Annotated in this window: 10 protein-coding genes; 1 reads left to right on the top strand and 9 read right to left on the bottom strand. The window is 59.2% G+C overall.

The genetic code is table 11. The features are described from left to right. Nucleotides 1-12 precede the first annotated feature (12 nt). The 7 genes from AC3ISI_RS12350 to AC3ISI_RS12320 form a co-directional block, all read right to left on the bottom strand. Complete coding sequence (locus AC3ISI_RS12350) at nt 13-1,065, bottom strand: WD40/YVTN/BNR-like repeat-containing protein (RefSeq protein ID WP_489337209.1); 1,053 nt, start codon at nt 1,063-1,065, stop codon at nt 13-15. Between the two features lie 1,121 nt (nt 1,066-2,186). Further along, the gene (gene pepN, locus AC3ISI_RS12345; protein WP_489337208.1) at nt 2,187-4,844 is read right to left on the bottom strand and encodes an aminopeptidase N; all 2,658 of its coding nucleotides are present in this window, start codon (nt 4,842-4,844) and stop codon (nt 2,187-2,189) included. Nucleotides 4,845-4,854: 10 nt separating this feature from the next. Further along, nucleotides 4,855-5,685 (bottom strand): DUF2797 domain-containing protein, encoded by an 831-nt coding sequence (locus tag AC3ISI_RS12340; protein WP_489337700.1) that lies wholly within the window; start codon nt 5,683-5,685, stop codon nt 4,855-4,857. Further along, complete coding sequence (locus AC3ISI_RS12335) at nt 5,682-5,942, bottom strand: YeaC family protein (protein WP_489337207.1); 261 nt, start codon at nt 5,940-5,942, stop codon at nt 5,682-5,684. The genes AC3ISI_RS12340 and AC3ISI_RS12335 overlap by 4 nt, the downstream gene beginning before the upstream one ends. A gap of 34 nt (nt 5,943-5,976) precedes the next feature. After that, entirely contained in the window at nt 5,977-6,846 is an 870-nt protein-coding gene (locus AC3ISI_RS12330) for a rhomboid family intramembrane serine protease (protein ID WP_489337206.1), read from the bottom strand. After that, entirely contained in the window at nt 6,843-7,814 is a 972-nt protein-coding gene (locus AC3ISI_RS12325) for a metallophosphoesterase (protein WP_489337205.1), read from the bottom strand. The genes AC3ISI_RS12330 and AC3ISI_RS12325 overlap by 4 nt, the downstream gene beginning before the upstream one ends. Then, the gene (locus AC3ISI_RS12320) at nt 7,814-8,704 is read right to left on the bottom strand and encodes an NAD(+) kinase (protein ID WP_027923400.1); all 891 of its coding nucleotides are present in this window, start codon (nt 8,702-8,704) and stop codon (nt 7,814-7,816) included. The genes AC3ISI_RS12325 and AC3ISI_RS12320 overlap by 1 nt, the downstream gene beginning before the upstream one ends. A 108-nt stretch (nt 8,705-8,812) precedes the next feature. On the opposite strand from AC3ISI_RS12320, the gene AC3ISI_RS12315 reads away from it, so the two are divergent. Then, nucleotides 8,813-9,763 (top strand): DUF1853 family protein, encoded by a 951-nt coding sequence (locus tag AC3ISI_RS12315; RefSeq protein ID WP_489337204.1) that lies wholly within the window; start codon nt 8,813-8,815, stop codon nt 9,761-9,763. Between the two features lie 56 nt (nt 9,764-9,819). On the opposite strand, the gene AC3ISI_RS12310 is transcribed toward AC3ISI_RS12315, so the two are convergent. Both AC3ISI_RS12310 and AC3ISI_RS12305 read right to left on the bottom strand, forming a co-directional pair. After that, nucleotides 9,820-11,103, bottom strand: coding sequence for an arsenic transporter (locus AC3ISI_RS12310; protein WP_489337203.1), 1,284 nt, complete (start codon nt 11,101-11,103; stop codon nt 9,820-9,822). Nucleotides 11,104-11,240: 137 nt separating this feature from the next. Continuing rightward, the gene (locus AC3ISI_RS12305; protein ID WP_489337202.1) at nt 11,241-11,801 is read right to left on the bottom strand and encodes an NADPH-dependent FMN reductase; all 561 of its coding nucleotides are present in this window, start codon (nt 11,799-11,801) and stop codon (nt 11,241-11,243) included. Between the last annotated feature and the right edge of the window lie 145 nt (nt 11,802-11,946).

Genomic DNA, 11,946 nt, shown 5'->3' with positions numbered 1-11,946 from the left:
CCGCCCTTCTTATTATTTGCCCAGCTCTGAGCCGGTTGGCGAAGTAGCGCGAACGCCGCCCTGTCCTGCCAGAATCAAATTGCCGTTGCCCGCCGCCGTCACTGCCGATACGGAAATGCGATCCGGACGGTTGAATACGCTGAAGGTTTCGCCATTGTCGTTGCTGCGGATCACCGAGCCGCCGTTACCGACGATCACGATGGAACCGTCGTCGAGCAGCGTTGCGCCGGACAGCCCGAACTCCAGTGCGCCGCGAGCGGCTTTGAGCTCGACCTGTTCCCAGGTGCTGCCGAAATCCGTGGAGCGGTAGAGATTGCCGCGCAGGCCGTAAGCCAGCAGCGTATTGGCTTGCGCCGTGCCGATGACACCGAAGAGCGAGCCTTCGTACGGGCCTTCAAGTTTCTCCCAGGTCTGCCCCCAATCGGCCGAGCGGAACATGCTGCCCTGCTCGCCGACGATGAACAGCCCGGCATCCTTGACCGATGCGATGCCATTGAGGTGCAACTGGTCTTCGTTGTCCAGGCGGTCGCTGGCGTCTTCCCAGTGCTTCCCGCCGTCGGTGGTTTCCAGCAGCGCGCCATAGGCACCCACGGCGAAGCCGCTGTTGGCGTCCTTGAACCAGACGTCGAGCAGTGGCGCTTCGCGTTTCAAATCGTCGAATTGCTTGATCCAGGTGGCGCCACCGTCCTCACTCGCGAGGATCTGTGCGTCATGGCCAACGGCCCAGCCGTGTTTGTCATCGACAAAAAACACCGATGTCAGCAGTGCCCGGGATGGCACCTTGGCTTGAACCCAGGTCGTGCCCTGGTCATCGGAATACAGAATGTGCCCGCGATCGCCGACTGCCACCAGGCGTTTGCCGGCGTGGACGACATCCAGCATCAGGCTTTTGACAGCCTTGGCAGACTCAATGGAATAAACAGCATCGGATGCTGGCGCGGCAGCGGCCAGCACCGGTGCCGACAACACGGCACAGCCCAACAGCGAGAGCGCTGTAGCCAGCAACGCGATTTTGCGTAATGCCGGCGGGCGGCAGATACCCACACCCATGACAGGCTCACTCATAGACCTTCCCCCATTATTATTGTTAGGTCGTTCAACCTTTCAGGGCGCCGTAAGGTGGCTCGTTGTGATTGGCTGTTTGGAGCTTGGTCCTGAAACGCGCAATCTAGAGCCCCTTCGGAAGCTGGCTTATCCTATCGGGGTTTGGAAAGGTCTGACAATCGACGCCACGTTATGTTTTGTTAACCTGAGGGGGATGGGGTTTGGCTGAATGATTGGGTATTAGGTGGGGTGATTGGTGTTCCGTGTTCCGTGTACATATCCGTTTCTGCGGTAACGGCGGCTTATGGTTTCGCTCTTACAGCGACTCACTTGTTCAGACGCCAAAAAGTAAGCAAATGGCTTCGCCCCGGCGTACGGCACTTCGCTAAGGCTCAGTGTTCCCTCGCTACGATGTCCATCAGGGGGCATCGCCTACGGTCTGCTTCGCGACGACCTCCTCTCGATGTGTGCGGCTTCGCCGCACGGCGCTACGCGCCTACCCCCCTGATGAACACCTACGCTCGGCCTGCCGAAGGGGCGAAAGATCAAAGGCCGATCAAGATCAAGATCAAAAGCCAAGGCCAAAGCCACAGCCACAGCCACAACCACAGCCACAGCCACAGCCACAGCCACAGCCACAGCCACAGCCACAGCCACAGCCACAGCCACAGCCACAGCCAAAGCCAAAGCCAAAGCCAAAGCCAAAGCCAAAAGCTTCGCGAGCAGGCTCGCTCCCACAATGGATCGGCCTACACCCGCCGCTTCTCACCACTCAACAGGCCGAGCGTTAGCTCGCCTGCAGCTCTTGATCTTGATTCACCCGCCCCCTCGGGAGGCTGAGTGGAGGTGTGCATCCGGGGAGTGGCGCGTAGCGCCGTTCGACGCAGTCGAACACGCTGCATGTAGGTCGTAGCGAAGCAGACCGGAGGGCAGTGTCCCCGGATGGATACCGGAACGAAGGAACGCCGAGCCTTAGCGAGGGGCCGGACGCTCGGGGCGAGACCTTTTGGTTCCTTTTGGGGCGTTTGCCAAAAGGGACTCGCTGTAAGAGCGAAACCATTAGCGGCCGTTACCGCAGGAATGGATATGTACACAACCAACAAGAACATGGTCGGCCCGAAGGCCGCCACGACAAAGCCAACTCAGGCCAGGCTCTTGCTGACCACTTCAAACACATCGCTCGACAGCTGACCCGAAGCACGAATCCGCTCCAGCTCACTTTTCATCAACGCCTGACGCGCATCGTCATACTTGCGCCAGCGAGTCAGCGGCGCCAACTGACGGGAAGCAATCTGCGGATTAAAACCGTTCAGCTCAATCACCAAATCCGCCAGGAACCGATACCCGGAACCATCCGCCGCATGGAAGTTGATCAGGTTCTGCCCGGCAAACGCACCGACCAGCGCGCGAACCTTGTTCGGGTTCTTCATGTTGAACGCCGGATGCTGCATCAACTGACGCACACGCTCCAGACCGCCCGGCAACGCACTGCCCGCCTGAACACTGAACCACTGATCCATGACCAGCGGATTGTCTTTGAAGTGCTCGGCAAAACTCGCCAGCGCCTTGGCCTTCTCTGCTTCAAACGACGAATTGACCAACACCGCCAACGCTGTCAGGCGCTCGGTCATGTTGTCGCTGGTTTCGAATTGCTCAAGCGTCGCCGCCAAGACTTCCGGTTTCCCGCTCAACATCAGGTACGACAGCGCAATGTTCTGCAACGCGCGACGAGCGAAGTGCTCGGCCTCGGCCACGTACGGCGTTTTCTTCGACAGATCACGATTGGCCTGATAACGCAGCCACAACGCCTCAAACAACTCTTTAGCCAATTGCTTGCGAGCAAACTCACGGGCGATGTGAATCGCCTCGACGTCAGCCACTTCGCTGATTTCAGTCAGGTACGCCTCACCCGGCAACGAAAGCATTTCCGCGACCATCGCCTGATCCAGCGTCTCGTCCGACAACACGGTGCGCAGGGCAGAAATCAGGCGCTGATCCAGCACCAGCGTTTCGCCAGCCTGATGCTGGGCAATCAGCTCTTGCAGCACTTGCACCGACAATTGCTGACCCGCATCCCAGCGGTTGAACCCATCGCTGTCGTGCTGCATCAGGAACATCAATTGATCACGGTTGTACGGGAAGCTCAGTTTGACCGGCGCCGAGAAGCCACGCAGCAACGAAGGCAACGGCTGCTCAGCGATGTCGACGAAGGTGAAGGTCTGCTCGGCCTCGGTTACCGAGATCACTCGCGACGTGCCCTGAGCGCTGGATTCGCCGGACAAACGCAAGGCAATCGCTGCGCCTTTGGAATCCAACAGGCCCAACTCCACAGGAATCACGAACGGCAGTTTTTCAACCTTGTCCGGGGTTGCCGGGCAGCTTTGACGGAAGGTCAGGCTGTAGGTTTTCGCCGCCGCATCGTAGGACTCGCTCACTGCCAAACGCGGAGTACCCGCTTGGCTGTACCAACGCTTGAATTGGGTCAGGTCGACACCGTTGGCGTCTTCCATCGCCTTGATGAAATCGTCACAGGTCACGGCCTGGCCGTCGTGGCGGTCGAAATACAGGTCACTGCCTTTGCGGAAGCCTTCGGCCCCGAGCAAGGTGCGGATCATGCCGACCACTTCCGAGCCCTTTTCGTACACGGTCAGGGTGTAGAAGTTGGAAATCTCGATGAAGCTGTCCGGGCGCACGGCGTGGGCCATGGGGCCGGCGTCTTCGGCGAACTGATGCGTGCGCAGGTAGGCCACGTCCTGGATGCGCTTGACCGTGGCCGAGTTCATGTCCGAGGAGAACCCGGCATCGCGGAACACGGTGAAGCCTTCCTTGAGTGACAGCTGGAACCAGTCGCGGCAGGTCACGCGGTTGCCCGACCAGTTGTGGAAGTATTCGTGGGCGACAATGGCTTCAACGCGCTGGTGTGCGGCGTCGGTCGCGGTTTCGGCGCGGGCCAGTACGGCGCTGGAGTTGAAGATGTTGAGGCCCTTGTTCTCCATGGCGCCCATGTTGAAGTCGTTGACCGCGACGATCATGAAGATGTCCAGGTCGTACTCGCGACCGTAAACCTCTTCATCCCAGCGCATCGACTTCTTCAGGCTGTTCATCGCGTGCTGGCACTTGTCGATGTTTTCCGGCTCGACGTAGATGCGCAATGCCACGGAACGCTCGGTCATGGTGGTGAAGGTGTCTTCGACGCACCACAAATCACCGGCCACCAGCGCGAACAGGTACGCCGGTTTCATGAACGGGTCTTCCCAGGTCGCCCAGTGCCGGCCGTCTTCTCCGGGGCCGCTGGCAATCGGATTGCCGTTGGACAACAGGACCGGATAGCTGTGTTGCTCGGCGACGACCGTGGTGGTGAACTTGCTCATCACGTCCGGGCGGTCGAGGTAATAGGTGATCTTGCGGAAGCCTTCGGCCTCGCACTGGGTGCAGAACATGCCGCTGGATTTGTACAGGCCTTCCAGCGCGGTGTTGGTTTCCGGGTGGATCTTGACGCTGGTATCGACCGTGAAGGTGGTGCTGGTCGGGTGCAGGGTCAGGTGATTCTCGGTTAATTGATAGTCGCTTTCGCTCAGCTCGCGATCAGCCAGGGTGACCGCCAAAAGCTCAAGCTGCTGACCGTCCAGTACCAGCGGCGGCAGGCCCGGGCCGCGCTCGGGATTGCGGCGCATCACCAGTTGCGCATGGACCAGGCTGTGGTCCTCGAACAACTCGAAGGTCAGGTGCGTCTCGTCGATCAGGTACTCGGGCGCCTGATAGTCTTTCAGGTAAATCATCTTCGGTTGTTCGGTGCGCATGCTGGAGTCCTTACTGATGCACGGCGAGCTGATAAGCCGTGTATTTACGAATATTGATCACGCCGGTGTCGAAGATCAGGTATTGGCCCTTGACCCCCAGCAGCGTGCCTTCGGCAATTGGATTCTTGTCCAGGTTGAAGCTGACGATTTTGGCCGGGTATTGCTCGACCGGATAGCGGATCTCAAGGGTTTCTACGTCGGCAATCGTCTGAATGGCTTGTAGTCCAAATCGTTCCTGCAAGGTTTGCAGGCCCTCGGCGCAGCGGTCGAACAACTGATCGCGGACCTCGGCCAGATTGACCGACACCGCTTCGCCTTTGAGCAAGGCACGCCAGTTGGTCTTGTCCGCCACCTGGCTACGGAACAGGTCTTCGACGAAACCCGACTGCTGACGGGTCGAAACCCGCACGATCGGCAACGCCTGACGGGCACCCTGATCGATCCAGCGGGTCGGCAGCTGGGTGGCGCGGGTAATCCCGACTTTCACCCCCGACGAGTTGGACAGATAGACGATGTGATCGGTCATGCAAAACGTCTGCCCCCACTCCGGCTCACGGCAAGTGCCTGCGTCAAAGTGGCAACGCTCCGGGCTCATGATGCAGATATCGCACTGCGCCAGTTTGGTCATGCACGGGTAGCAGTAACCCTGGCTGAAACTGGTTTTGGTCTTGCGTCCGCAATGGGTGCAATGAATCGCCCCCAGGTATTCCAGACGCACCGTGGTGCCGATCATTGGATTGACCGGCACCTCGAGATCGCCCAGACGAAACGCGTACTGCACGTCGGACCCGTCAAGGCGGGCCGACATTTTGCTGATTGCACCGCGGCCAATCTCGATCAATGGATGGCATCCGACTTGAACAGGATGTTGGGTACGCTGATCGACTTCGAACTGCATTCCTGCGGGCCCATGTAACCGGTACGCTGTTCTTCGGGCAGGTTCTGGATTTCCCAGGCGATCATCGCTTGCAGCGACAGTTCGCGTTGCTCGGCGGTGAGCTTGTTACCGTCCGCCCATTTACCGATTTCCACCGCCAGTTTCAGGCTCTGGTAGATATCGGGGGTGATGTTTTTGATCATTTCGTTAAAAGAGGACATCAAGGTCTCCGCGCTCTTTAATACATAAACTGTTTTAGGCGGCCAGTTTACGGCGGTTGTACAAACCACCCAACAAACCGGTGAAGCATCCGATGAGTAACCCGCTGACATGGGCTGCGTTGGCGATTTCACCGAAGCCGATCATCGAGACCAGCCCGGACAGGCACAGCACCAGCCACACCAGCATCATCACCAGCACGCCGCGCGGCAGGCGATAAGCCGGGTTCGGCGCCAACAGCTGGAAGATCCAGCAATGCCCGAGCAGGCCGTACAGCACGCCGGACAATCCGCCGAACAAGGTCGGACCGCTGAAATGATACTGGGAGTAGTTGGACACAAGGCTGAACAGCAATGTCAGGCCGATCAGGTTAATGCTGCCCTGACGCGATTCAATGCGCCGGCCCAGCTCCCAATACCACATACCGTTCATGGCCAGGTGCAGGATGCCGAAGTGGATCAGCATCGGCGTCATCAGTCGCCACCACTGCCCCGCCGCCAGGCTATCGGCCAATGGCACGAAATGGATGTACTCGCCGACCACGCGAAAATCGAGGAAGGTCAGCCAGCGCATGGTGTCGAGGTTTTCACCCAACAGCGTCACCGCACCGACGAGGATGCTCAGCAGCAAAACGGCCGCGGTCGCCTTGGCATAGCGCAGTTGCTCGACGAAACCGGGGCGCTGGATGGTTTTCACCGCCGGAATGTCCAGCTGCTGATCGGGGTCACCGGCAGGAAAGCGTTCGTACAGCAAACGCACGTCCTCGCTGATGTTGGCCGGAACCCAAAGCACCTGTTCGCCCGAGTCTTCGCTGACGCGATGCGGCACCTGCATGCGTTGCAGCAGTTTGACGAACCCGCTCAAGTCCACCGCTAGCGGCAGACGCAATACGGCAACAACACTCATTGCAGCACCTCCGGCCGCTCAACATCGACCCAGACAAATTTATTCGGATCGAGCCGGGTTTCCTGATCCAGCCGATAGGCGACCAGTTTGCCGTAGAGCACGGCACTGTAATCCAGGCAGGCCAGGTTCGGGCGAATCGGCACCGGTTTACCGCTGCGCCAGTAGTGGCCGACGAACAACAGCGGTTCATCGACGCCGTAACGCAGCAAGGTGTTTTTTTCCGTGGACGTCAGGGGCGTCTGCGCCACTGGCTCGGGCAACGCGTCAGGTTGAAACACGATATCTCCGTAGGTTTGCGGGTCGTCTTCCCAGAATTTGGTACGGAAGAACGAGCGCACCAGGCCGTCGCCGCTGGTCATGGTCAAGCCATGGGGCAAGCGCATGTCGGTGCCGCGCAGCAACCGGTCGAACACGGTGCAGGCGAAAGTACCCGGCACGGCCGACGCCTGGAGGAATTGCTCATCGACGCAGCCATTGGGGAACAGCGAGCGCAATGGCTCGATCAGGCCCGAATCCCAGCAGGCATGCACCACCCGGAAGCGGCCGGCGTCGACGAACAGTGGCAACTCGTAGAACCATTGCAGGAAGTCATGCCAATCACCGGGATGGTCTTCGAACTGGGTCAGGGTTTCGCCCAGCAACCGGGCATGGCGCGGCGTGTGCTCACGGACGAACTGCTTGCCGCTGCCCGGTGGCGCCGGCGTGCTCCAGCCCAGTGCGTTGAATTCATGATTGCCCATGATGCACAGCGCCTGGCCGGCCTCGACCATGTCATGGACGATGTGCAGCGCCTCGCGAATTCGCGGGCCGCGATCAATGATGTCGCCCACAAACACGGCCATCCGCGTCGGATGCCGCCAGACGCCGCGTTGTTTCTGGTAACCGAGCCGGTCGAGCAAGTGCTCAAGGGTCAGAGCGCAACCGTGCACGTCACCGATCAGGTCGTAGCTACGCGCGGGATCGAGCATCAGTCGCCTCCACCACCCAATCGACTGCCCCAACCGAGTTTGGTCCGGCAGACTTCATAGTAGTTGTGGTCAAGCGGATGAATCAGCCGCAGCTTCTGCGCTTTCTTGCTGATGGTGATGGTGTCGCCGGGCGCGCAGGTGAAGTGGTTCTGCCCGTCACAGGAGACTTGCGGGTAAATTTGCATATCTTTGGAGACGACGATTTTCAGCTCACTGTTGCCATCGACCACAATCGGCCTGCCCGACAAGGTATGGGGGTACATCGGCACAATCACAATAGCGTCGAGCTTGGGATGCATGATCGGTCCGCCCGCCGACAGCGCGTAGGCGGTCGAACCGGTGGGCGTCGCGACGATCAGGCCGTCGGCTTTCTGACTGCAAACGAACTGGCCGTCAATGTACAGCTCGAACTCGATCATTCGCGTCGATTTGCCGGGATGCAGCACCACGTCATTGAGGGCATCACCCTGACCGATAGCCTCGGCGTGACGGCGGACTTCGGCTTGCAGCAGAAAGCGGTTTTCCACCAGGTAGTGGCCGTCGAGCACTTCGGCGACTTTGACTTCCAGCTCGTCTGGACGAATATCGGTCAGGAAACCGAGGCTGCCACGGTTGATCCCGAGCACCGGAATATTGTGCTTGGCCAGCGCCCTGGCGGCGCCCAGCAGGCTGCCGTCTCCGCCGACCACAATCACCATGTCACAGACTTCGCCGAGCATCTTGCGTGACGATGTTTGCAGGCCATGGCCGGGAAGGACTTCGGCGATGGTGTCTTCGAGGATCACGTGCAAGTGACGATCGAGCAGAAACCGTTTCAGTCGGCGGACGGTATCCAGCACCTGGGAACTGCCCAGGCGACCGATGATGCCGATATTACGAAATTGCTCCATGGGGTTCCTGCGAGGACGGCGAAAAAGACGATTATGGGCGAAAGCGCGGGATAGACAAAATCCTTTCAGCCACAAGGGTGTACTCAGGTTTAGGGCTATGCTCGCAAGATGATCCTATTTCCCGATTTGCTCTCGTTACCCCATCAGTTGCGCCACCCCGAAGTGCGCGACCTGGCCTGGGTCATCCTCGCGCCGCCGATGCTCGTCGATACGCCGTGGCCGCAACGCCATCCGTTGGCCGGCAGCGAATGGGTGCAAGAGCCGGAGCGCCTGGAGCGCTGGCTGCGGCTGCTGGACCGTGACAGTTATGACTTGCTGCACTGGCTGTCCCAGGCCCGAACCCGGCGTTTGGGCCTGTATTACGAGCGCCTGTGGCAGTACGCGGTGCGTCACGCGCCGGGGATCGAACTCATTGCCGCCAACCTGCCGATCCGCCGTGAAGGCCATACGCTGGGCGAGTTGGACATGTTGCTGCGCGACCGCGACGGCGTGCACCACCTGGAGCTGGCGATCAAGCTTTACCTCGGGCCGCAAAATGGCGACGGGCATGACACCGCGCAGTGGCTAGGCCCCGGCTGCCATGATCGGCTGGACCGTAAGCTGACACATCTGGCTCAACATCAATTGCCCATTTCTGCCCGCAGCGAAAGTCGCGAAGTGCTGGCGGCCCTGGATATTCAGCAGTTCAGTGCACACCTGTGGCTCGGCGGTTACCTGCTGTATCCGTGGCCGGGACGCGCCGCGCCACCCGGCGGTGCGCATCCGCAGCATTTGCGCGGTAGCTGGCTGCACCAGAAAGACTGGGCGGACTTTGTCGTGCAGCGGCCCTTCGGTCGCTGGCAACCCCTGCCCCGCCATGCCTGGCTGGCACCGGCGCACTATCCAGCGGAGCAAACCTGGAACGTATCGCAGTTGAGCGCATGGCTCAGTGAACTGGAGCCTCTGGCGCCCGCGCAATTGATGGTGCGCCTGGTCGAGAATATCGAAGGGGAATGGGAGGAAGCGGAGCGGTTGTTTCTGGTGGCGGATCTTTGGCCGAATGTGCCGGGTAGTGGCTAATAATTGTGATGTTTGTACCGGCCCCTTCGACTTGTCCGCGAAGGGGCCAACTCGGTCTAAATGGATAACCGCAATGCCAAAGCCGCCAACGTCACCACCAATACCGGCACCGTCAACACCACCCCGACCTTGAAGTAATACCCCCAGCCAATCCGGATGCTCTTGCGTTCCAGCACATGCAACCACAACAACGTCGCCAGACTGCCAATCGGCGTGATTTTCGGCCCCAGATCGCTGCCAATGACGTTGGCATAAATCATCGCCTCCTTCACCACACCACTGGCCTGACTGGCATCGATCGACAGTAAACCGATGAGCACCGTCGGCAGATTGTTCATCATCGAGGACAGAATCGCCGTCAACACCCCCGTGCCCATGGCCGCACCCCAGACACCGTAATGGGCAAAGCCATCGAGCCACCCCGCCAGATACCCGGTCAACCCGGCATTGCGCAGTCCATACACCACCAGGTACATACCCAGCGAAAAAATCACGATCTGCCACGGTGCTTCTTTCATCACCTTGCGCGTGGAAATTTTGTGACCTCGGGCGGCGATACCCAACAGTAGAGCGGCGCACACCGCGGAAATGGCACTGATCGGAATGCCCAACGGCTCCAGGGCAAAACAACCCACGAGCAGGATCACCAACACCACCCAACCCGCATAAAACGTTGCCTTGTCATGGATGGCGGTGGCCGGCAGATCCAATTGTTCGGGGTCGTAAGACTTGGGAATGTCGCGACGGAAGAACCACATCAACACCGCCAACGTTGCCACGACGCTCACCAGGTTGACCGGGATCATCACCGCCGCGTAACGGTTGAAGGTGATATGAAAGAAGTCGGCGGAAACAATGTTCACCAGGTTCGACACCACCAGCGGCAGGCTTGCGGTATCGGCGATGAAACCGGCGCCCATCACGAACGCCAGTGTGGCTGCCGGGGAGAATCGCAGCGCCAGCAGCATGGAAATCACGATGGGCGTCAGAATCAGCGCCGCGCCGTCATTGGCGAACAATGCCGAGACCAACGCCCCCAGCAGCACCATAAAAGCAAAAAGTTTACGCCCGTTGCCCCGCCCCCAACGCGCCACATGCAAGGCGGCCCAGGCAAAAAAACCGGCCTCGTCCAGCAACAGACTGATGATGATCAGCGCCACGAACGTGCCAGTGGCGTTCCAGATGATCTGCCATACGATCGGGATATCGCTCAGTTGCACCACACCGAAAATCAACGCCAGTACAGCGCCGAATACCGCACTCCAGCCGACGCCCAGGCCTTTGGGTTGCCAGATCACCAAGGTGATGGTCAGCAGGAAAATCAGTGAAGCGATGAGCATGCAAAACAACCTTAAGCGAAAAACAAACCGCGATTCAGCCGTAATGCACGAGCGCAGTAAAGCCAAAACTTGCTGCTTGCCCCATTATCCCTGTGTGGGAGCGAGCAGGCTCGCTCCCACACAGGGGGGAGTGTTTGTTACATCTTTTTGTGTTGTTCGACCCATTTTCCATAGGCGTCGATGAATTTCTGCAAGAACGGCTTCACCGAATCGGACAGCTTGCCCGCCTCGTCGAACAGTGAACCGGCACCGCCGAGATAGGCTTCCGGCTGCTGCATGCACGGCACATCCAGAAACACCATGGACTGACGCACGTTATGGTTCGCGCCAAATCCACCGACAGCACCCGGCGAAACACTGATGATTGCGCCCGGTTTGCCGCTCCAGGCACTCTGGCCATACGGCCGCGACCCCACGTCGATGGCATTTTTCAAAGGCGCCGGCACCGAACGGTTGTATTCCGGGGTGACGAACAGCACTGCGTCGGATGAACGTACGTGTTGCCGGAAAGTACTGTAGGCTGCCGGCGGTGAAGCGCCATCGATGTCTTCGTTGTAGAGTGGCAAGTCACCAATTTCGACGATTTGAAGTTTTAGATTGGCGGGAGCAAGGTCGGCCAGCGCCAGTGCCACCTTGCGATTGATCGATGCCTTTCTCAAGCTGCCGACTATTACGGCGATCGTATAGACGTTGCTCATGGAAGATGTCTCGACTGTTCGATGGAAAGAGCTTGTAGTTATAGATGACGATTCACCCAGCGGGCTGTTGAATTACACTGCCCCTGACTATTTTTTTCTTGTAGGAAAACTTACTTCGCCCAAACACGGTCTACAGAACCGAAAT

It is taken from the genome of Pseudomonas sp. GL_139_B (genome assembly GCF_057834475.1).
Note: the sequence above shows the minus strand (reverse complement) of the source record. Positions and strands in the feature narration are given on the sequence as shown.

What these genes read in the sequence shown, in the direction of transcription:
- AC3ISI_RS12350 (WP_489337209.1), bottom strand. Translation starts at nt 1,065, where the DNA reads ATGAGTGAGCCTGTCATGGGTGTGGGTATCTGCCGCCCGCCGGCATTA.
- pepN (WP_489337208.1), bottom strand. Translation starts at nt 4,844, where the DNA reads ATGCGCACCGAACAACCGAAGATGATTTACCTGAAAGACTATCAGGCG.
- AC3ISI_RS12335 (WP_489337207.1), bottom strand. Translation starts at nt 5,942, where the DNA reads ATGTCCTCTTTTAACGAAATGATCAAAAACATCACCCCCGATATCTAC.
- AC3ISI_RS12330 (WP_489337206.1), bottom strand. Translation starts at nt 6,846, where the DNA reads ATGAGTGTTGTTGCCGTATTGCGTCTGCCGCTAGCGGTGGACTTGAGC.
- AC3ISI_RS12325 (WP_489337205.1), bottom strand. Translation starts at nt 7,814, where the DNA reads ATGCTCGATCCCGCGCGTAGCTACGACCTGATCGGTGACGTGCACGGT.
- AC3ISI_RS12320 (WP_027923400.1), bottom strand. Translation starts at nt 8,704, where the DNA reads ATGGAGCAATTTCGTAATATCGGCATCATCGGTCGCCTGGGCAGTTCC.
- AC3ISI_RS12315 (WP_489337204.1), top strand. Translation starts at nt 8,813, where the DNA reads ATGATCCTATTTCCCGATTTGCTCTCGTTACCCCATCAGTTGCGCCAC.
- AC3ISI_RS12310 (WP_489337203.1), bottom strand. Translation starts at nt 11,103, where the DNA reads ATGCTCATCGCTTCACTGATTTTCCTGCTGACCATCACCTTGGTGATC.
- AC3ISI_RS12305 (WP_489337202.1), bottom strand. Translation starts at nt 11,801, where the DNA reads ATGAGCAACGTCTATACGATCGCCGTAATAGTCGGCAGCTTGAGAAAG.